We start from the raw sequence: 18,572 nt of genomic DNA, 5'->3' as shown, positions 1-18,572 counted from the left end.
AATTCAAGAATATAGGACGAACGGCGCTAGTAAGTTCGGCTGATTTAAAGTGAATTTAAAATCATTTTCGTATTGCATGGGTAGTTAGTAAAAATACCGTCTACACCATAATTAAGCATCATTTCTATATCTTCTTGTTTATCAACGGTGTATGCATAAACAGCCAAACTGCGTTGCTTTGCGTCAGCGACAAACTCATGATTAATAAAGTTTTTATCAATATGAATACTTGAAGCATGTAAGCGCTGAGCAAATTCTGCATAGTTGATAGGAATAGAGGCTGTTAAAGCGCCAATTTTCACCCATGGTAACTGTTGTTTTAGCCACATGAGTTGATGGTGATCAAACGAAGAGACTAAAAGGTTGTCGCGTGACAGCTTTTTAGCTGCAATATTTGCTTCAATCAGCTCAACAAACTTATCTAACGAAAAAGTGTGTTTTAACTCTAGGTTTAATAGTGTTTTATTATTAACCCAATCAATGGTTTGTTGTAAGGTAGGGACACGCTCATTATTACCAGCATCAAAACATTGAATTTGCTCTCGGGTGAGTTTGTTTACTTTACCATGGCCATTGGTGGTGCGTTCTAGCCAGGTATCGTGGATGATCATGTAATCATCTAAACAACTTTGAACATCGACTTCAATACCATCAACTTCGATGTCTACAGCCGCTGTAATCGCACTTTTGGTATTCTCAGGGTAAGTACCGCTGGCGCCGCGATGGGCAAAAACTTTAATCATAATGTGTGTTTCCGAGTAACTGACCATGTTTCATAAAATGCTGCACTGATCACCATCGCACCCCCAAGTAGGGTTAATAGTGAAGGTTGTTCATGCAGCAGTAAAAATGCTAAAAAAGTGCCATACAGAGGCTGTAAACAGGAAATAAGCCCCGCTGTTGATGCGGATAGATATTGTAAGCTTGCCGCAAATAAAGAGTGTGGGGTTGCGGTAAATATTACACCTGCAACGAGCAACAGCCCTATATCGCGGGTGGATACGTTAATCACTGGTACTTCTATAAAAGCACATAATAAAATACTTGCCACCATAGTTTGATAAAACATAGTTTGTGGCCCGCCATATTGGCTAAAATAGCGTTTATGGACAATATTTCTAAATGCGAAAAAGAACGCCGAAATAACACCTGTGATCACCCCTAAGGTAACATCATTGCCCATATCCGCACTTGGGATCAGCAAATAAATGCCGGTTATTACTACGCACGCACTGAGCAAATCGTTTACTTTAGGTTTGTTACCATTAAAAAAGGGTTCAATGAAAACGGTGATCACCGGATAGGTAAAAAATGCAATCATACCAATAGCAATTCCCGCCATTTGCATACCAGCAAAATAGGTTACCCAGTGTATGCCTACTGTAGCGCCTAAAAATAATGCAATCAGGTAATCTTTGCTGCTGTTGAGTTTAATGACCTTCTTTTGCCAAAACAGCAAAAGCAAAATAGCAATGCTTGCAATCGCGGCTCGATATACTGTTATATCTAGCGCATTTAAGTTTATTAGCTTGGCAAACAATGCTGTGCCACCAAACAGCAGTACTGCAATGTGTAGATAAATTAAACTTTGCTGCTGAGGGTGCATGTAAACTCGAACTCCTATTTCTTACTATCTTATCACTGGCTTATTTACTATAGGGTGAAATTTTTAAAGCATGACAAATGTCAGCAAAGTTGATGACATTTTACACTCTTATTTTTTTTAGCGGCTGGCATAGTTATCACATTCAAATGGAGGTAATTATGAATGCTTTAATTTTAATCAGTTTATATATCAGCGATTTTTTTGAAATATATAGCGTGCATATGAGTTGCACTGGTTACTTTATGCTCTTATGTGTTTTTGTGTTATTTAGTCAAAACATAACTATAAATAAAACGATATGCCAAGGATCTTAGTATGAGTTCACTTCACACGGTTGCTAAGCAAATAGATAAAGGGTTTTGGAAATATGGACATTTAATTTTTACAGGTTTTTATTTATTGCCGTTAATTATTGATTTTGAAAACTTTACGGCTAAACAAGTTACCATGTCTTTAGTTTTTTATTGTGCTTTTGTCCTTTTGTATATCAAAGCAATAAACTGTGACAGCACAAAGGTAACGACGCTCTTTGTGGGCCTGCTTATAATTTGTTTTAGCGCTACGTTCTTTACGTCTGGTACCCCGACCTTATTTGGTTTTGCAGCCTATGTTGCAGGTTTTAGCTACAACAAAGAACAACGAGTTTATGCCGCTTTAGCAATAATATTAGCGGTTTTAAGTAGCGCGTATATAAGTGGATACTCAAAGCTTGAGTATTTTTTAGCCGTCGCTTTAATTTTATGTGCCGCTTTATTTAGCTATGGCATAGCTGCAAAAAGGGAGCAAATACATAAAAGCCGTGAACAACAAAGTGCAAAGCAATTAGAGCAAATAGCAGCCATTGCTGAACGGGAGCGTATTGCTCGCGATCTACATGATATTTTAGGTCATTCTCTTTCATCAATTGCTTTAAAAGCAGAGCTTGCTAATAAATTAAATCAAGGTGAGCGTTATACACAAGCAAATACTGAAATTGCCCAAGTTGCAGAGCTTGCAAGGCAGCTATTGAGTGATGTGAGAAGTGCTGTTAGTGATTTAAAACAGCTCAATCTTGCGAGCCAAATTTCCCAATTGAAACAAAGGCTAATTGAACACGGTTTTGAGGCTGATTTTAACGTGAAATTAACTGCGTTACCTGCGAAAGTAGAAGGTATCGCAAGTCTTATTATTAAGGAAGCTGTTACTAACTTACTACGCCATAGCAGCACCAAGACATGTATAGTTAGCATAACGCAAAATCAGCAGCAATTAATAATCAATATGATTGATTATTCACCATGCAGCTCAATAAAACCTGGAAATGGTTTAAATGGCATTAAAGAACGAGCAGAGCAGCTAGACGGTAAGGCTACATTTACCTGTGAGAATAACTTTAGTTTAAATGTAATGCTGCCTTTAACTACGAAGGATTTCCAATGATCAAGGTATATTTAGTAGAAGATCAGGGGCTTGTACGCGACGCAATCGCAGCATTATTAAGTTTAGATTTTAATATTGAGGTAATTGGTCAAGCAAGTAACGGGCAAGATGCATTAACAGCCATAAACATGCTAGATAGCAACTCTTTTCCTGATATTATTTTAACCGATATCGAAATGCCTAGCATGAACGGCATCGAACTCAGTGAGCAAATTGCATCAAAATACCCAGCTATAAAAATAGTTATTATGACCACTTTTTCGCGAGCGGGTTATATTAGGCGTTCTTTAAGTGCTGGCGTTAAGGGCTTTATTTTAAAAGAAGCCCCGAGCGATGAATTAATTAGCGCGCTTAAAAAAGTAATGCACGGGCAAAAGGTTATTGATCCTGAGCTTGCTATTAACGCATTAGATGATATTGATCCGCTGACAGATAAAGAACGAAAAGCATTGCAACTCGCAAGCGAAGGGTTGAAAACCACTGATATTGCCGCAAGGTTATATTTAAGCGAGGGCACGGTACGTAATTACTTATCAGATGCTATTGCTAAACTAAATGCCATAAACCGAGTAGATGCAGCGCGGATAGCCAAACAAAAAGGCTGGTTATAACGTCGTAATAAGCTGTTTAAAGCAGGTAAAAGCGCTTTCTTAAAAGTTTCATAGCTTTTGCCTGTCTCATTGATTGGTTATGGGTTAAAATAACAACATAACCAACTAACAAGATAGTGAATGTCAAACCAAGATCCTAATCTCAGTCGAGAACAAGAAAAGTACGAAAACCCTGTCCCAAGTCGTGAGTTTATACTTACTCACCTAAAAGGCCGCGCTAAACCTGCTAACTTCCATCAATTATGCGAAGAATTAGCAGTGAATGATGATGAGCGCCAAATTGCGTTTAAGCGCCGTTTACGTGCCATGGAGCGCGATGGTCAACTATTCTTTAATAAATTCAAATGCTACGCCTTAATTGATGAAGCAGGGCTTGTTAAAGGTAAAGTCATCGGTCATCGTGACGGGTTTGGCTTTTTAGAAGTCGAAGGCGAAAGTAAAGACTGGTTTATTGCCAAGCATCAAATGAGCATGGTATTGCATGGTGACATAGTACTTGCTAAAGGCACCAAACGCGGCTCTGGCGGTAAGTGTGACGCACGTATTATTAAAGTGTTGTCTGGCGAACGCGCGCCGATTGTTGGCCGCTATTTTGTTGAGCATGGTATTGCCGTGGTGGTGGCGGAAGATCCGCGCATTACGCAAGATATTATTATTTTACCTGGCAGTGAAAACGGCGCTCGTCATAACCAAATGGTGCAAGTGCAAATCACTCAAAACCCTAATCGCAATATGAATGCGGTAGGTAAAGTCATTGATGTATTGGGTGAGCATTTAGCACCGGGTATGGAAATTGAAGTCGCGCTGCGTAATCACGATATTCCTCATGTTTGGCCAGAAGCGGTTGAAAAGCAAGTTGCACATTTAGGTGAGTTTGTCGAAGAAGCCGATAAACAAAATCGTGTTGATTTACGTGACTTACCCCTTGTTACTATAGATGGCGAAGATGCCCGCGATTTTGATGATGCCGTGTATTGTGAGCCTGTAGAATCAGGTGGTTGGCATTTATGGGTCGCGATTGCCGACGTATCACATTATGTAGCAATGAATACCCCACTTAATGCTGAAGCAATTGAGCGTGGTAACTCAGTGTATTTCCCTGAGCAAGTTATCCCTATGTTGCCTAAAGTACTGTCCAACGGGTTATGCTCATTAAACCCAAAAGTCGATCGTTTATGTATGGTCGCGGAAATGCAGGTGTCTGCTGAAGGTAAACTGTCGGGTTATCGTTTTTATGAAGCCGTGATGAATTCACATGCACGTTTAACCTACACCAAAGTAAATGCTATTTTACAAAACGATGAAAAGCTTCGTACCGAGTACGCGGCGGTTGTGCCACATTTAACTGATTTACAGCAAATGTACATGGCATTAAAGGCTGCCCGCCAAGAGCGTGGTGCGATAGAATTTGAAACCCTTGAAACACGCTTTGTATTTAACGCCCAGCGTAAAATTGAGTCAATTGTGCCAGTGGTGCGTAACGATGCGCATAAGCTGATCGAAGAATGTATGATTTTGGCTAATGTATCTGCAGCCAAAATGCTGGAAAAACATGAAGCCAGTGCACTTTACCGTGTGCACGCCGAACCTGATGGCGAAAAACTGGGGAACTTTAGGCAGTTCCTTTCGGAGCTGGGTATTGAATCTACGCTGAGCGACGAGCCAACGCCGAAAGAAATTACTCACGTATTAGCTAAACTTGGCGATCGTCCCGATGCTGAGCTTATTCAAACTATGTTACTGCGTTCGATGAAACAGGCAGTGTACCAAGCAGAGAATATTGGTCACTTTGGTTTATCGCTAAGTGAATACGCGCATTTTACTTCGCCAATTCGTCGTTACCCAGATTTAGTGGTGCACCGTGCCATTAAAGGCATTTTAAAAGCACAGGGCATGGTGACATCCGGTGCTTATGTATACAGCGACGAAGAAGTTGCCCAGTTAGGTGAGCAGTGTTCAAACACCGAACGTCGTGCCGATGATGCGACGCGCGAAGTTGCCGATTGGCTTAAGTGCGAATATATGCAAGATCATGTGGGCGACGAATTTGACGGGGTGATCTCATCGGTGACTAACTTCGGTTTGTTTATTCGTTTAGCTGATTTGCAAATTGATGGGTTAATTCATGTGACTAACCTGGGCGATGAATATTTCCAACATGATGGTGCAAAACATTGCTTAATTGGCGAGCATTCTCGTAAGGTGTATCGTTTAGGCGATAAAGTAACGGTTCAGGTCGCATCGGTAAGCTTAGATGAGCGGCGTATTAACTTAACGATAGATGGCAATGCGGCACAAGATAGATATGCTCGCCGCCGTAGTGACGCGAAAGGTCATGCCCCAGCAAGCGTTCGTTCGCAGTTAAAACGTGGCAAAATACCCGGTAAAAAAAACGATGACCCCGTAGCTGTAGAGCATAAAGGTCGCTCTGAGCAGGGTAAAGCTAAGCCAAAAAAAAGCAGTGCCAGTCGAGGTAAAAAGAAGCCAGCAGGGAAGTCAGCTGCTGCAACCACGACTACCACAACAGCAAAAAAACCGAAAAAAAAGGCCGTTAAAAAGCCAAAAAGACCCGGCAAAAATGCCCGGAAAAGTAAGAGTTCAGGAGCAAGTGATACGTGAGTAATGAATTAATTTTTGGCTTTCACTCTGTTGAAGCAATTTTCGCAAGTGAGCCTGAGCGTTTTATTGAAATTTATGCCTTAAAAGGACGTGATGACAAACGCTTATCTCCAATTATTGAAGAAGCGCGTAAATTTGGTATTTCTGTACAATTTATGCAACGTAAAGCCCTTGATAACAAATCAAAGGGTGAACAGCATCAAGGCATTATTGCTAATGTCATCGCCGCTCCTACTTTTAATGAAAAAGATTTGGATGCAATAATTGCTCGTGAAGACACGCCATTTTTACTGGTTTTAGACGGCATTACCGATCCGCATAACTTAGGTGCTTGCTTACGTAGTGCTGATGCCGCTGGCGTGCACGCGATTATCGTTCCAAAAGATAAGTCAGCTAAATTAAATGGCACAGCACGTAAAGTCGCCTGTGGCGCAGCTGAAACCGTACCGCTTATTCAGGTGACTAACCTTGCCCGTACTTTACGAGAAATGAAAGACGCTGGCGTGTGGGTAGTTGGTACTGCGGGTGAAACCGATGTGCATGTATTTGATGCTAATCTAACTGGGCCTATGGCCATTGTTATGGGCGCCGAAGGCGAAGGTATGCGTCGCTTAACGCGTGAGCATTGTGATGTGTTAGTAAAAATCCCAATGGCGGGCACGGTATCAAGTTTAAATGTGTCTGTAGCAACAGGTATTTGTTTGTTTGAAGTGCTACGCCAGCGAAACGCGACACAAGCTTAAAAAGCTAAAATACCTGCTTGCTTAATTTTCCAACTAAGCGTAGAATGCGCGCTCATTTCGGCCTAATTAATATTAATTCCTTGCCTTAAACCGACCGGCTGAAACGGTAGAAGGCTCTATTAACCGTAAGGAATATCCATGCGTCATTACGAAATCGTATTCATGGTTCACCCAGATCAGAGTGAGCAAGTTGCTGGTATGATCGAACGTTATACTGGTTCTATCACTGAAGCTGGTGGTACTATCCACCGTCTTGAAGACTGGGGCCGCCGTCAATTGGCATACCCAATCAACAAGCTTCACAAAGCTCATTATGTTCTTATGAACGTTGAAGCACCTACTGAAGTAATCAGCGAGCTAGAAACTACTTTCCGCTACAACGATGCAGTGCTTCGTAACTTAGTTATGCGTACTAAAGACGCTGTAACTGAAGCATCTCCTCTTGTAAGAGAAGAGAAGAAAGAAGCACCAGCTGCTTAATTGTTTTGAGTCCAAGCATGGCGCTTGTTCAGTTGAGTTATTAAGATGAGCCAAAAGCTTAGCCCTTACATGAATCAACTAACGTTATCTGGAGTTGTTTGTAAAACACCCAAATATAGCCAAAGCCCTGCTGGTATCCCGCATTGTATTTTTGTTGTAGAACATAAATCAATGCAAGTTGAAGCAGACCTTAACCGTAATAGTTATGTCAGACTTCAGGTGGTTGCCAGTGGTAAGCAAATGCAACAACAGACTCAACATTTGCACGTTGGGCAGGCATTGCAAGTGAGCGGTTTTTTAAATCGTCACGAAGGTCGTAACGGCCTTAGCCAATTGGTTTTGCATGCTCAGCATATAGAAAGAATTATTTGAGGAATTTATCTCATGGCACGTTATTTCAGACGTCGTAAGTTCTGCCGCTTTAAAGCGGAAGGCGTACAACAAATCGATTATAAAGATCTAGCTACTCTTAGAAACTATGTTACAGAAAGTGGCAAAATCGTACCTAGCCGTATCACAGGTACTAGCGCTAAATACCAGCGCCAGCTAGCAACTGCTATCAAGCGTGCTCGCTACTTAGCCCTTCTTCCATACACTGACTTACATAAGTAAGCAGCGGATTAACACGTTTTTAAAAGGTGTAGAAACATGCAAGTTATTCTACTAGATAAGATCGCAAACCTAGGTGGCCTAGGTGACCAGGTTGTAGTTAAATCTGGCTTCGCACGTAACTTCCTTTTCCCACAAGGTAAGGCAGTTCCTGCAACTAAAGCTAACATTGAAACTTTTGACGCACGTCGTGCTGAGCTTGAAGCGAAAATCGCTGACCAGCTTGTTGCTGCACAAGCACGCGCTGATAAACTTGAAGCATTAGCTGAAGTTACATTAGTATCAAAAGCCGGTGACGAAGGTAAGTTATTCGGTTCTATCGGTACTCGCGACATCGCTGACGCTATCTCAGCTGTTGGTGTTGAAGTTGCTAAGTCAGAAGTTCGTTTACCTCTAGGTACTATCCGTGAGACTGGCGAATTTGACGTATCAATCGCAGTTCATTCAGAAGTAACGGCTACTATCAAAGTAATCGTGATCGCTGAAGCTTAATTTTTAATTAAGCGAAAAAAGCCGTGCTGAAAAGCGCGGCTTTTTTGTTTTAAATGATTACCATATCCAAGCCTTATCATTCTTTAGTATCAAAATTGGGTAAAATACAGTGTTGTACCTGCCTTGTTAACTATGTTACCTGTTGTAAAATTCAAATAATTAAAACTAATGATTTATAACTGCTAAAGTGTGGCGATGTTGTAACAATGTTTCAGTTAATTGACAGTGATAGCGCTGTCAGTGTGTATTGTTTGCGCACTGGGCATAGTGTTAAGGATGTAAGAATTGAAACAACACCTGATAAGAAATACCAAACCACCTGCTGGTTTTACATTAATAGAGTTACTAATCGTAGTCGCCATTTTAGGCATTTTATATAGCGTTGCCATGCCTTCATATGTCGAACATATGGAGCGTAGCCGCCGCGCAGATATGCAGCAGGTAATGCTGCAACATGGCGCATCACTGGAGCGTATTTATTCACGTAATGGTGGTTATCCAAACGCTTTTGATGCAGGCGCAAGTACAGAGTTTTATACTTTAACTTATACAGCGCTAAATCGTGCTACAGGAGCTGCTGCGGACGCGAATTTTAAAAGTCGTGCGTTTACCTTAACTGCGACCCCAAAACCAGGCTCAGCCCAAGCAGGAGATCGCTGCGGTGCTTTAGTGATCAAGCATGATGGAACACAATCAGCTGACGCGACTAACTGCTGGGAATAATAATGAAAAAAGCAGCAGGGTTTACATTAGTTGAGCTAATGATTGTGGTTGGTATTGTAGCGATCATGGCGGTGTTAGCGTTTCCTTCATTTAGCCAGCAAATTATGCAAGATCGTGTGGTCACAACGGCAAACCAATTAAACAGTGTTTATAAATATGCCCGTAGTGAAGCAGTAAAGCGTGACCGTGATATTAAATTGGTTGTTAGCGGTGAGAATTGGCAAGTAAAAGCCTCTGTTGATGGGGTGGAGACGGTTTTAAAAGAATTTGTTATTCAACATCAAGGTGTAACGGTTGGCTTAGTCGACCTTACTGTCTGGTCTACGGGCGAAATATCGGCGGCTAGCGAAATATTGATTAAAGATGATAACGACAACACCGTGGATTATTACCTTTGTATTTTAAAAAGCGGCCAAAATTGGCTGGCTGAACAGTCAGTGGCGTGTGCGTAATGTATAAGCAAAATGGTTTTTCATTATTAGAAGTTATGTTGTCAGTGGTAATTGCTGGTATTAGGATTGGCGGCTGCGCAACTAAAGTCACTACAGTACGCGACCAACAGCTTTAATTACACAGTGCCTTTAGTGCAAGGGCAAAATACCTTAGAGCGTATTTGGCCTCGTTTGTGTGAATTGCAAACAACAAACCCAGCATTATTTACGGATGCTAATTTTCGCGCTTCGTTGGGCCCGCAAATCTATGATTACCAGCTTAGCTTACCTGCGGCGTATACGCATGATATGCAACTTACTGTTTCTTGGAGCGATGAGCGGATCAAACAACAGGATCCTGCCAAGTTAGAAAATCAAATTACTTTAAACGCCAGTTACCCTGAACTACCTGCAGGGTGTATTTAATGAGCTCTCAATCACGTAGTCAAGGTTATACCCTTGTCGAATTAATGGTCGCACTTGCCGCAGGAGCGTTTTTATTGGCTGGTGTTAGCCAACTGAATTTTGCGATAGATAATAATCTAGTCACCATTAAAGTTGGGCCTGAGAATTTACCTACTCAATTTGGCAACACCATTACGATTGATATTGCTGTATCTAATGTAATTTTAAATAATGCCTTTGGCGGTGCGTAATGATTAATAAGCAACACGGATTTACACTTATTACAGTGCTTATACTTACGAGTATGGCAAGTATTGTGGTGCTTAATTCATTGCGCGAAAATATTGTTCAAGAGCGTATGAGCGGTAATTTCCAGAAGAAGATGAATAGTCGGTTACTGGCTGAAAAAGGTGTTTTTGAAGAAGCCAAATTGTTACAGCAAGCTTTACAAAATGATAAAAACTTAGATATAGATGGCTTAATTGCCGCTACTGGTAATGCCACAGGCACTGGATTAATCGGCAGTGATGCAACTTACAACGCAAGTATTAGTAAAAATGCCGCAGGTGAGCTGGAAATTGCCAGTATTGGCGAACGTTATGAGGGCGATGCGCAGAGTAGCTTAGTGGCACGGTTTGGTTTTACGCCAGGAAATAGTCTGACTCCTTACTCAGATGCAATCATTGGTTGTCGCGGTGTGTCATTGGGGGGATCGGGGAAAATAACTAGCTATGACTCTACTGATCCAACGTATGTTGGTAATGATGCTGATGTGAGAACTACAGTTCACAATGCTGATGTAACATTAAATGGAACCGGCACAATAAAGGGCAGTGTTGCGTCAACGGGCTCGATTATTGTCAGCTCCTCACAATCAGTGGAAGGAGATTTGTGGGCTAATAAGGATATAACTTTTCCGTCAGGTACTAGCACTTGGAGTACAAAAATTAATGGCAATATTTTAGCTAATGGCAATGTTCAACTTAAAGATATGATGGTGAATGGCTATGTTCGTACTGAAAAGAATTTGACGCTAAATAATGGTGTACATGTAAACCATAGTACGGTTGATATTCCAGATATTCTTTATGGTGGCAGCTTAGATGCGCTTTTAGCTGGGGCCGAAAATAAGAAAGTGGCTGTTTATGTTGCAGGTGACTTTACAATTACAGCCAGTGGTGAATCACACTTTAAAATACATAAGGGAGTGAGTTTAAGCCTATATGTAATGGGTAAAATTCATATTCGTACTAGCCCAATAGTTGAAGAAACGATTGTTAAACTCACGTCATCTGATGCCTATGCACTTAATATTTACTCTGGGTATAAATCAGGTGATGGCTCTTTATCATGTAAGGATAAAGATGGTGTCAGCGACAAGTTTGGTATTTATATTGCATCGAATACTGAAATGTATGCCACAATTTATGCTCCCGATACTGATGTGCGGGTTGATGCGGGGGCTCAGTTCACTGGCTCGATTCGAGGTGGTAGTGTGTCAAACTGCGGTAATGGTGAAACACGCTATGATGTGGCATTAAAGAATATTACATCAGGCGGAGGCTCCAGTAGCAGTGCTAAAATTACTTTTTTAGGCTGGTCATATAAAACACCTGTTCAGCCAGTTGAAGAGCCACCTGAAGAGCCAATAGAACCGACAATTTAATCTCCTCTAATAACGGCTAACTTTTCAGTTAGCCTCTTTTTCAAAAATAATTTTATTTCATTTAAACCTTTTCGATCCTAGCTGACGTCTAATACACTAAATTCAGAACAATAATCATAAAGGGACAACATCAACGATGTTGATAGATGCAAAACAGGCTTTTACACAGCTAAGTGAAGAGACACTTATTACCCGTGTTAAAAGTGGCGACCAAAATGCTTATGCGGCACTTTATGAGTTACATGTAAAGCGGGTTTATGGTTTGTGCTTACGTTTATTAGCAGATCGCGAACATGCAGAAGATGCAACCCAAGAAGTGTTTGTACAGCTGTGGCATAAAATCGCTAGTTTTGAAGGGCAGTCGCAGTTTTCTACTTGGTTGCACAGCGTTACCAGCAATATTGCGATTAGTTATTTGCGCAAGCATAAAAACTGGTTGCAAAAAGTAGTGAGCTTCGAACAAAGCGGCATGGACGAGCAAAGTGCACTAGATTGCCAAGGACTCAATGGTCTGGATAAGTTAGTTTTACGGTTGCCTGAGCGAGCGCGGATGGTATTTGTTTTACACGCCATTGAAGGTTATCGCCATGAAGAGATAGCCACCATGTTAGGAATGGCAGTGGGTTCTAGTAAGTCGCAATTTCATCGCGCCCGTCAGTTATTAAAAGAGTGGTATGAAAATGAATAAGCCAGATTTTGACACCTTTTTAGCAGAGTCGATTAATAACTCTGACTCAGACATTACGCCACAAAAAGATTTATGGCCAGGTATAGAAAAAGCGTTAGCACATGCGCCGCAACCGCAGGTTAAAGCCTCTCTTTGGCCTAAAATCACTGGCGTGGCTGCATGTTCAGTTGCAGCTTTATTAACCGTGCAGTTGTTATTTTCTGATGCTGAGCCTGCAACCAGTGTGGCGATGAGTGAGTATTTTACCCAGCAAAAACAAACCTTGTTAGTGCAGTATCAAAACCAACCGGCGCTGACAGATAACTGGCAACAGCAATTGGCTGAATTAGAAGATGCTGAGCGAGCAATTAAGCAAGCACTAGAAAATGAGCCTCAAAGCCCTGCGCTGTTAAAAATGCTCGCACAGGTTTACCAACAACAATTAGATTTAATCAATAAGGTGCACGCACCAAAATGGCAACAAATTTAGGAGTAACAACCATGAAAACATTATTATTAGCACTGACCTTATTGCCGTTTTTAGCCACCGCAGGCGAAAAGATCAATGAACAAATTGAAGTGCCAGCCAATAAACGCATTTTTATCGATAATCAACGCGGTAATATACGTATTGAAGGCTGGGATAAGCCACAACTGCAGATCACCGGTGAACTTGATGATAAAGCACAAGGATACCGTTTAGAGGAGCAAAACGGCCGTATTGAGTTTATCGTTAAAATGCCACGCAACAATAATGGTTGGAACAGTGGGGATGGCTCAAACTTGACTATTTATATGCCAAAAAGTAGTGAACTTGAGTTTACAGGGGTAAATGCCAACATCAATGCAAAAGATTTGTATGCAGGCGCAGATATCGACGTTGTTAATGGCGATATCACCTTGCACACTATCAGCGGCAATATTAGCGTTGATACCGTCAATGGTGATGTCAGTGCGATTGGCTTAAAAGGTGATATCCGCTATGAAACCGTTAACGGTGAAATCAATGATAAAGACTCTGAAGGAACACTTCGCTTTACCGCCGTCAATGGCGATATTAAATCAAAAACAGCAGCACAAGAAGTCCGCTTAGAAAACGTGAACGGTGATATCGATTTTGCTTTTGCAGCATTAAAAAGTTTACGCGTTAGCACAGTGAATGGCGAAAGTGAAATTCACATTAATAAGTTATTAAAGGGCGCACAAGTTACCTATGAATCAGTCAGTGGTGATGCCGATTTTTACTTTCCTGCTAATGTCTCTGCACGCTTTGAAATTGAAGCCCATGCCAATGGCAAAATCATTAACGAGCTGAGCAATGATAAGGTGAAAAAAGCCAAGTACGGGCCATCAAGTGATTTAGAGTTTACTGTTAACGGTGGTGATGCTGATATTGAAATCGATACAATCAGCGGGCGCATTGAATTACGTAAGAAAAACTAATCCCCCTTAGCAAAGCAGGAAAAGAAATTCTGCTTTGCTCTTTGCACGGCTTAGCCAAGTCGATAGAATAGAGGCCATTCATTGTTAGTATTGCGAAGTTATGGCTAAACCAGATAAACAAGTCGACACTCTTAAAGTTCCTCCTCATTCCATTGAAGCAGAGCAATCTGTTTTAGGTGGCTTAATGCTTGATAATCAAGCCTTTGACCGTGTTGCCGAGTTGGTAGTTTCGCAAGATTTCTATACCCGTACCCACAAGCTAATTTTTGAGGCCATGGTCGAGCTTGCAGAAATAGGTGATCCAATTGATTTGATCACCATCTCAGAGAGCTTAGAGAAAAAGAATTTACTCAGTGGTATTGGTGGTTTTGCTTATTTAGCTGAAATTGCTAAAAATACGCCAAGTGCGGCGAATATCGACGCCTATGCGAATATCGTGCGCGAACGTGCCGTGGTACGTGAAATGATTGGCGTAGCCAATGAAATCGCCGAAGCCGGATTCAATCCGGAAGGGCGCACCAGTCATGATTTACTCGACTTTGCAGAAAGTAAAGTGTTTAAAATTGCTGAGCAGCGCACCAAAAGCAACGATGGCCCACAAAGCTTACACAGCATTCTAGAAAAAACCGTTGATAAAATCGAAGAGCTCTACCAGTCACCGCAAGATGGTGTGACAGGGGTAAGCACGGGCTATGCTGATCTAGATAAAATGACCACAGGTTTACAACCTTCTGACTTGATTATTGTTGCCGCGCGTCCGTCAATGGGTAAAACCACCTTTGCGATGAACCTCGCAGAACACGCGGCGATGACTCAAGATAAACCGGTGTTAATTTACTCACTAGAGATGCCCTCGGAGCAGATCATGATGAGGATGTTGGCATCGCTTGGTCGAATTAACCAAACTAAAGTACGTACCGGTCAGCTTGATGATGAAGATTGGGCGCGATTATCATCTACCATGGGCTTATTAATGGAAAAAGGTAAGATGTATGTTGATGATGCATCAGGCCTAACCCCTACCGATGTGCGCTCTCGTGCTCGTCGTATTGCGCGCGATCACGGTGGTATCAGTATGATCATGGTCGATTACTTGCAGTTAATGCGCGTACCTAGCCTCTCTGATAACCGTACCTTAGAGATTGCTGAAATCTCACGTTCACTTAAGTCGTTAGCAAAAGAGCTACAATGCCCAGTGGTTGCACTGTCGCAGCTAAACCGTACCCTAGAGCAACGTGCCGATAAACGGCCAATTAACTCCGACTTACGTGAATCAGGCTCTATCGAGCAGGATGCCGATTTGATCATGTTTATCTACCGTGATGAAGTGTATAACGAAGACAGCACCGAAAAAGGCGTGGCTGAAATCATCATAGGTAAACAACGTAACGGCCCAATCGGTAAAGTACGTTTAACCTTCCAAGGCCAATTCTCGCGTTTTGATAATTACGCAGGTCCTGCCATAGACGATGATTACTAATGCGTTTAGCCATAGCCGAAATTAACTTACAGGCACTTGCTCATAATTTAGCGCAAGTGCGACAGTTTGCGCCGCACAGTAAGATTATGGCGGTTTTAAAAGCCAATGCTTATGGCCATGGCTTAGTAAAAATTGCGCAACATTTAAATGCCGCAGATGCGTTTGCTGTTGCCCGCATAGATGAGGCATTGGCGCTGCGTGCCGGTGGCTTAACAAAGCCAATTGTGTTGTTAGAAGGCTTTTTTCATCAAGATGATTTACCCATTTTATTGGCTAATAATTTTCAAACCATTATTCATGATGAAAACCAATTAGCCGCGCTTGAAAAAGCGCAATTGGATGCCCCGATCAACTGTTGGTTGAAAATTAATACCGGCATGCATAGATTAGGTATTGCCGCGACTCAGTTTGAAGATTTTTATCAGCGTTTACGTGCGACTAAAAATGCCAACAATGCTATTAATTTAATGACTCACTTTTCTTGTGCAGATGATGTCAATGATATTAAAACCGCACAGCAAATTAGCTTGTTTGACTCGTTAGTGACCGGTAAGCAACAAGCACATTGCTTAGCGAATTCGGCAGGTATAATCGCATGGCCAGCTGGACATGGTGATTGGGTACGGCCAGGGTTAATGCTGTATGGTGTGTCACCTATGCTTAATTGCACCGGGGCACAACATAGCTTAAAACCGGTGATGCGTTTAACCACTAAGGTGATTGCAATTCGTGATGTGGAAGCCGGGCAATGCGTTGGCTATGGTGGTCGTTGGCAAAGTACCAAAACAACTAAGCTGGCTGTTGTGGCTATGGGCTATGGCGATGGTTATCCGCGTCATGCTAAACATGGTACACCGGTGGTAATAGGAAATAAGCGCTACGGCATTGCTGGTAACGTCTCAATGGATATGATCAGTGTTGATATTGGCGATAACAGCGACAATATTAAAGTGGGCGATGAAGTGGTAATGTGGGGTCCAGAGCTTCCCGTTGAAGAAATTGCCCAATGTGCGACAACAATTCCTTACGAGTTACTGTGTAATATAACCCCACGGGTAAGTTATGAGTATTTAGAATAACGTATCACGGTTACTCTTTAATAAAGTACACATCACTAAAACCCATGCGGGCAAATTCTTGATCACGAAAATTACGCACTGCCGCTGAGCCTTTAGAGGTCATTTCAATTTGTTGAACCATGTTTAAGTAATTTGTTAGATCAATGCCTTCGGCTGCAGCAATTGCTTGGTACATGTCGTGGTACTTATCTTTAGCGAAGTTAATCTCACGTGGTTGGTTTTTAAACTTGTACGTAATGCGTCGTGCCATTGTAAACTCGTGTCGATAAATTAAATTACCCTGATTTTACACCTTCTTCGCCATCTGCTCTACCTTTGAATGACTTGTGGCCAAGCTCAAGTTACAATGTCGTCCTATTTTGTAGGCAATGCTAAGGAACATCATGAAATTATCTGTTGAGATCAGTAAGTACCCACTACACCAAGATTACATTCCATTTATTAAAGGTTTTATCGACCGATTAAATACTTACGATGATTTAAAAGTGATTACTAACACCTTATCGACACAAATCTTTGGTGATTATGATTTAGTGATGTTGGTGCTTAGCACTGAAATTAAGCGTTCATATGAAGAGTTTGGAAAAGCTATTTTTGTGTGTAAATTTCTCAATGGTGATCTTTCTCCTGAATAAACTTTAATACCTAGCGAGTCAATATGGACTTTATTACGCAAACGCTTACCGGTTTTACGGCAATGTCCCATTGGGAGTATATCGCTGTGGCCTTATCTATGGCGTATTTACTACTGGCAATTAAAGAAAGCCTTTGGTGTTGGCCTGCGGCATTTTTTAGTACGCTAATTTATACCATTATGTATTGGAACGGCGCTTTATTAATGGAGTCGTTATTGCATTTTTATTATATGTATATGGCGGTATATGGCTGGCTTGCATGGCGTAAAGGTGGCGCTAATAAACATGAATTAGCGATTACCTCATGGCGTATAAATCAGCATTTACTGATCATTGCAGGTACGTCTATTGTGGCTGTGGTGCTGGGTTATGTAATGAGTAATTATACTCACGCAGACTTTGCCTATTTAGACAGTTTTACAACCTGTTTTGCGGTTGTGACTACTTATTTAGTAGCTAAAAAAGTGCTGGAAAATTGGCTGTATTGGATAGTAATCGATGCCGCGTCAATGTACTTATACTATGAGAAAGGTTATTACCCGACGCTTGTGCTGTTTGTGTTTTACACCATTATGGCTGCTTGGGCATTTAAAACCTGGTACGAAGAGTACGAGCAAAACCAAGCTAAGCCGTTAGCACAATTATAAGAAACTGTATGACAAGTCATGAAATTAGCGGCATTTTTGCCGCTTTTAACTCGCAATTAAACATTGTTAGCAATGAGCGATTACACAGTGGTTTAAGTAACGATAACTTCTTAGTGCGCGCCCAGCTCGGGCAACAGTCACAGGCTTATTTATTAAAGTGCTATCGTGAGCATTGGCCTGTTGTTGGTTTGACGGCGCAAGCAGCATTTGCAGCACAAGGTATATGTCCGCAGCCAGTTTGGACTGATGAAGCCAATAAAGTCGCGATTTTTGATTACCTAGAGGGTGATATAGCACAAGGCGAGTACAGCACTGAATTGCTACAAAAATTAGCAGCTTTACATGGCTACAATATGCAGACCGTGGCAATGGACATCAGCGACGAGTTAGCTTTTTACCAACACACAGCTTTATTCCAGCGTTACCATACAAGTGTGACTAACGCATTGCAGCAAATAGCTATATTTCCTCGTGATGAAGGTTTTTGCCATAATGATTTGGTGAAAGAAAACATTATAGTAAACCCGCAAGGCATGTTTTTAATTGATTTTGAATACGCTAAGAGCAATGACGTCTACTTTGATTTAGCTGCCTTGGTTGTCAGTTTCACACTCGGTGACGCACAAAAGCAGCGCTTGCTGGATGACTATCAACGACACTTGCCTAATACGCAGTGTTTCTATAATAGCGTGAATAAGCTGGAGTGTTATCAGGTAGTATTTTTAGTCTTGTGTATCTGTTGGTACAGCGCACGCTCAGTCGAAGATAAAGTAACATTATTACGTACGCAGTTAGATAGTTTGATTAATTGAAAACG

At 41.5% G+C, this 18,572-nt stretch carries 25 protein-coding genes; 22 read left to right on the top strand and 3 right to left on the bottom strand.

The window, feature by feature from the left end; genetic code table 11:
• Nucleotides 1-44: 44 nt before the first annotated feature.
• Complete coding sequence (locus NDQ71_RS09440) at nucleotides 45-743, bottom strand: glycerophosphodiester phosphodiesterase family protein (protein WP_064667882.1); 699 nt, start codon at nucleotides 741-743, stop codon at nucleotides 45-47.
• Entirely contained in the window at nucleotides 740-1,606 is an 867-nt protein-coding gene (locus tag NDQ71_RS09435; RefSeq protein ID WP_301561519.1) for a DMT family transporter, read from the bottom strand. Before NDQ71_RS09435 ends, NDQ71_RS09440 begins: the two co-directional genes overlap by 4 nt.
• A gap of 315 nt (nucleotides 1,607-1,921) precedes the next feature.
• Here NDQ71_RS09435 and NDQ71_RS09430 point away from each other — a divergent pair, with 315 nt between their 5' ends.
• The 19 genes from NDQ71_RS09430 to alr all read left to right on the top strand — a co-directional run bounded on the left by NDQ71_RS09430 (nucleotide 1,922) and on the right by alr (nucleotide 16,473).
• Nucleotides 1,922-3,025 carry a sensor histidine kinase gene (locus tag NDQ71_RS09430; RefSeq protein WP_301561518.1) on the top strand — a complete coding sequence of 368 codons (1,104 nt, stop codon included), beginning with the start codon at nucleotides 1,922-1,924 and terminating at the stop codon, nucleotides 3,023-3,025.
• On the top strand, nucleotides 3,022-3,636 hold the full coding sequence (locus NDQ71_RS09425; protein ID WP_064667886.1) for a DNA-binding response regulator: 615 nt from the start codon (nucleotides 3,022-3,024) through the stop codon (nucleotides 3,634-3,636). Before NDQ71_RS09430 ends, NDQ71_RS09425 begins: the two co-directional genes overlap by 4 nt.
• Before the next feature lie 120 nt (nucleotides 3,637-3,756).
• Nucleotides 3,757-6,255, top strand: a complete 2,499-nt coding sequence (gene rnr, locus NDQ71_RS09420) for a ribonuclease R (protein ID WP_192541129.1) — start codon at nucleotides 3,757-3,759, stop codon at nucleotides 6,253-6,255.
• Nucleotides 6,252-6,998, top strand: a complete 747-nt coding sequence (gene rlmB, locus NDQ71_RS09415) for a 23S rRNA (guanosine(2251)-2'-O)-methyltransferase RlmB (RefSeq protein WP_192541128.1) — start codon at nucleotides 6,252-6,254, stop codon at nucleotides 6,996-6,998. Before rnr ends, rlmB begins: the two co-directional genes overlap by 4 nt.
• A gap of 138 nt (nucleotides 6,999-7,136) precedes the next feature.
• Nucleotides 7,137-7,478, top strand: a complete 342-nt coding sequence (rpsF, locus tag NDQ71_RS09410) for a 30S ribosomal protein S6 (RefSeq protein ID WP_016709443.1) — start codon at nucleotides 7,137-7,139, stop codon at nucleotides 7,476-7,478.
• A gap of 69 nt (nucleotides 7,479-7,547) precedes the next feature.
• A complete protein-coding gene (gene priB, locus NDQ71_RS09405; RefSeq protein ID WP_064667932.1) occupies nucleotides 7,548-7,850 on the top strand; it encodes a primosomal replication protein N in 303 nt (100 codons plus the stop codon).
• Nucleotides 7,851-7,862: 12 nt separating this feature from the next.
• The gene (gene rpsR / locus NDQ71_RS09400) at nucleotides 7,863-8,090 is read left to right on the top strand and encodes a 30S ribosomal protein S18 (RefSeq protein WP_002962753.1); all 228 of its coding nucleotides are present in this window, start codon (nucleotides 7,863-7,865) and stop codon (nucleotides 8,088-8,090) included.
• Nucleotides 8,091-8,126: 36 nt separating this feature from the next.
• Nucleotides 8,127-8,579 carry a 50S ribosomal protein L9 gene (gene rplI / locus NDQ71_RS09395; RefSeq protein WP_011329089.1) on the top strand — a complete coding sequence of 151 codons (453 nt, stop codon included), beginning with the start codon at nucleotides 8,127-8,129 and terminating at the stop codon, nucleotides 8,577-8,579.
• 285 nt (nucleotides 8,580-8,864) lie between these two features.
• Nucleotides 8,865-9,302 carry a type IV pilin protein gene (locus tag NDQ71_RS09390; RefSeq protein WP_225736521.1) on the top strand — a complete coding sequence of 146 codons (438 nt, stop codon included), beginning with the start codon at nucleotides 8,865-8,867 and terminating at the stop codon, nucleotides 9,300-9,302.
• A gap of 2 nt (nucleotides 9,303-9,304) precedes the next feature.
• A complete protein-coding gene (locus tag NDQ71_RS09385; protein WP_192541127.1) occupies nucleotides 9,305-9,754 on the top strand; it encodes a GspH/FimT family pseudopilin in 450 nt (149 codons plus the stop codon).
• Nucleotides 9,754-9,870 (top strand): type II secretion system protein, encoded by a 117-nt coding sequence (locus tag NDQ71_RS09380; protein WP_225736520.1) that lies wholly within the window; start codon nucleotides 9,754-9,756, stop codon nucleotides 9,868-9,870. Before NDQ71_RS09385 ends, NDQ71_RS09380 begins: the two co-directional genes overlap by 1 nt.
• On the top strand, nucleotides 9,821-10,159 hold the full coding sequence (locus NDQ71_RS09375; RefSeq protein WP_225736519.1) for a prepilin-type cleavage/methylation domain-containing protein: 339 nt from the start codon (nucleotides 9,821-9,823) through the stop codon (nucleotides 10,157-10,159). Before NDQ71_RS09380 ends, NDQ71_RS09375 begins: the two co-directional genes overlap by 50 nt.
• Nucleotides 10,159-10,389, top strand: coding sequence for a prepilin-type N-terminal cleavage/methylation domain-containing protein (locus tag NDQ71_RS09370; protein WP_192541126.1), 231 nt, complete (start codon nucleotides 10,159-10,161; stop codon nucleotides 10,387-10,389). The genes NDQ71_RS09375 and NDQ71_RS09370 overlap by 1 nt, the downstream gene beginning before the upstream one ends.
• The gene (locus tag NDQ71_RS09365) at nucleotides 10,389-11,804 is read left to right on the top strand and encodes a hypothetical protein (RefSeq protein WP_301561517.1); all 1,416 of its coding nucleotides are present in this window, start codon (nucleotides 10,389-10,391) and stop codon (nucleotides 11,802-11,804) included. The genes NDQ71_RS09370 and NDQ71_RS09365 overlap by 1 nt, the downstream gene beginning before the upstream one ends.
• A 136-nt stretch (nucleotides 11,805-11,940) precedes the next feature.
• Nucleotides 11,941-12,492 (top strand): RNA polymerase sigma factor, encoded by a 552-nt coding sequence (locus tag NDQ71_RS09360; protein ID WP_192541124.1) that lies wholly within the window; start codon nucleotides 11,941-11,943, stop codon nucleotides 12,490-12,492.
• Nucleotides 12,479-12,961 carry a hypothetical protein gene (locus tag NDQ71_RS09355; protein ID WP_192541123.1) on the top strand — a complete coding sequence of 161 codons (483 nt, stop codon included), beginning with the start codon at nucleotides 12,479-12,481 and terminating at the stop codon, nucleotides 12,959-12,961. The genes NDQ71_RS09360 and NDQ71_RS09355 overlap by 14 nt, the downstream gene beginning before the upstream one ends.
• A gap of 11 nt (nucleotides 12,962-12,972) precedes the next feature.
• Nucleotides 12,973-13,914 (top strand): DUF4097 family beta strand repeat-containing protein, encoded by a 942-nt coding sequence (locus NDQ71_RS09350; protein ID WP_192541122.1) that lies wholly within the window; start codon nucleotides 12,973-12,975, stop codon nucleotides 13,912-13,914.
• A 100-nt stretch (nucleotides 13,915-14,014) separates the two neighbouring features.
• On the top strand, nucleotides 14,015-15,394 hold the full coding sequence (gene dnaB, locus NDQ71_RS09345; protein WP_192541121.1) for a replicative DNA helicase: 1,380 nt from the start codon (nucleotides 14,015-14,017) through the stop codon (nucleotides 15,392-15,394).
• Nucleotides 15,394-16,473, top strand: coding sequence for an alanine racemase (gene alr, locus NDQ71_RS09340; RefSeq protein WP_192541120.1), 1,080 nt, complete (start codon nucleotides 15,394-15,396; stop codon nucleotides 16,471-16,473). The genes dnaB and alr overlap by 1 nt, the downstream gene beginning before the upstream one ends.
• Nucleotides 16,474-16,483: 10 nt before the next feature.
• Here the strand turns inward: alr and NDQ71_RS09335 are convergent, their stop codons facing one another.
• Nucleotides 16,484-16,723, bottom strand: coding sequence for a DUF2960 domain-containing protein (locus NDQ71_RS09335; RefSeq protein ID WP_064667897.1), 240 nt, complete (start codon nucleotides 16,721-16,723; stop codon nucleotides 16,484-16,486).
• 133 nt (nucleotides 16,724-16,856) lie between these two features.
• Between NDQ71_RS09335 and NDQ71_RS09330 the strand changes: the two genes are divergently transcribed.
• Genes NDQ71_RS09330 through NDQ71_RS09320 form a run of 3 tightly spaced genes read left to right on the top strand, consistent with a single transcriptional unit; the run spans nucleotide 16,857 to nucleotide 18,567 of the window.
• Nucleotides 16,857-17,108 carry a hypothetical protein gene (locus NDQ71_RS09330; RefSeq protein WP_192541119.1) on the top strand — a complete coding sequence of 84 codons (252 nt, stop codon included), beginning with the start codon at nucleotides 16,857-16,859 and terminating at the stop codon, nucleotides 17,106-17,108.
• 23 nt (nucleotides 17,109-17,131) lie between these two features.
• Nucleotides 17,132-17,755: a nicotinamide riboside transporter PnuC gene (gene pnuC, locus NDQ71_RS09325; RefSeq protein ID WP_192541118.1), complete on the top strand. Its 624-nt coding sequence runs from the start codon at nucleotides 17,132-17,134 to the stop codon at nucleotides 17,753-17,755.
• 8 nt (nucleotides 17,756-17,763) lie between these two features.
• The gene (locus NDQ71_RS09320; protein WP_192541117.1) at nucleotides 17,764-18,567 is read left to right on the top strand and encodes a phosphotransferase; all 804 of its coding nucleotides are present in this window, start codon (nucleotides 17,764-17,766) and stop codon (nucleotides 18,565-18,567) included.
• The last annotated feature ends 5 nt before the right edge of the window (nucleotides 18,568-18,572 follow it).

It is taken from the genome of Pseudoalteromonas sp. KG3, assembly GCF_030436385.1.
Lineage (GTDB): Bacteria > Pseudomonadota > Gammaproteobacteria > Enterobacterales > Alteromonadaceae > Pseudoalteromonas > Pseudoalteromonas prydzensis.
This window is presented reverse-complemented; position numbering and strand designations above follow the sequence as displayed.

Excerpts from the sequence above, each read along its gene's own strand:
- NDQ71_RS09440 (WP_064667882.1), bottom strand. The coding sequence starts at position 743 with ATGATTAAAGTTTTTGCCCATCGCGGCGCCAGCGGTACTTACCCTGAG.
- NDQ71_RS09435 (WP_301561519.1), bottom strand. The coding sequence starts at position 1,606 with ATGCACCCTCAGCAGCAAAGTTTAATTTATCTACACATTGCAGTACTG.
- NDQ71_RS09430 (WP_301561518.1), top strand. The coding sequence starts at position 1,922 with ATGAGTTCACTTCACACGGTTGCTAAGCAAATAGATAAAGGGTTTTGG.
- NDQ71_RS09425 (WP_064667886.1), top strand. The coding sequence starts at position 3,022 with ATGATCAAGGTATATTTAGTAGAAGATCAGGGGCTTGTACGCGACGCA.
- rnr (WP_192541129.1), top strand. The coding sequence starts at position 3,757 with ATGTCAAACCAAGATCCTAATCTCAGTCGAGAACAAGAAAAGTACGAA.
- rpsF (WP_016709443.1), top strand. The coding sequence starts at position 7,137 with ATGCGTCATTACGAAATCGTATTCATGGTTCACCCAGATCAGAGTGAG.
- priB (WP_064667932.1), top strand. The coding sequence starts at position 7,548 with ATGAATCAACTAACGTTATCTGGAGTTGTTTGTAAAACACCCAAATAT.
- rpsR (WP_002962753.1), top strand. The coding sequence starts at position 7,863 with ATGGCACGTTATTTCAGACGTCGTAAGTTCTGCCGCTTTAAAGCGGAA.
- rplI (WP_011329089.1), top strand. The coding sequence starts at position 8,127 with ATGCAAGTTATTCTACTAGATAAGATCGCAAACCTAGGTGGCCTAGGT.
- NDQ71_RS09385 (WP_192541127.1), top strand. The coding sequence starts at position 9,305 with ATGAAAAAAGCAGCAGGGTTTACATTAGTTGAGCTAATGATTGTGGTT.
- NDQ71_RS09380 (WP_225736520.1), top strand. The coding sequence starts at position 9,754 with ATGTATAAGCAAAATGGTTTTTCATTATTAGAAGTTATGTTGTCAGTG.
- NDQ71_RS09370 (WP_192541126.1), top strand. The coding sequence starts at position 10,159 with ATGAGCTCTCAATCACGTAGTCAAGGTTATACCCTTGTCGAATTAATG.
- NDQ71_RS09365 (WP_301561517.1), top strand. The coding sequence starts at position 10,389 with ATGATTAATAAGCAACACGGATTTACACTTATTACAGTGCTTATACTT.
- NDQ71_RS09360 (WP_192541124.1), top strand. The coding sequence starts at position 11,941 with ATGTTGATAGATGCAAAACAGGCTTTTACACAGCTAAGTGAAGAGACA.
- NDQ71_RS09355 (WP_192541123.1), top strand. The coding sequence starts at position 12,479 with ATGAAAATGAATAAGCCAGATTTTGACACCTTTTTAGCAGAGTCGATT.
- NDQ71_RS09350 (WP_192541122.1), top strand. The coding sequence starts at position 12,973 with ATGAAAACATTATTATTAGCACTGACCTTATTGCCGTTTTTAGCCACC.
- dnaB (WP_192541121.1), top strand. The coding sequence starts at position 14,015 with ATGGCTAAACCAGATAAACAAGTCGACACTCTTAAAGTTCCTCCTCAT.
- alr (WP_192541120.1), top strand. The coding sequence starts at position 15,394 with ATGCGTTTAGCCATAGCCGAAATTAACTTACAGGCACTTGCTCATAAT.
- NDQ71_RS09335 (WP_064667897.1), bottom strand. The coding sequence starts at position 16,723 with ATGGCACGACGCATTACGTACAAGTTTAAAAACCAACCACGTGAGATT.
- NDQ71_RS09330 (WP_192541119.1), top strand. The coding sequence starts at position 16,857 with ATGAAATTATCTGTTGAGATCAGTAAGTACCCACTACACCAAGATTAC.
- pnuC (WP_192541118.1), top strand. The coding sequence starts at position 17,132 with ATGGACTTTATTACGCAAACGCTTACCGGTTTTACGGCAATGTCCCAT.
- NDQ71_RS09320 (WP_192541117.1), top strand. The coding sequence starts at position 17,764 with ATGACAAGTCATGAAATTAGCGGCATTTTTGCCGCTTTTAACTCGCAA.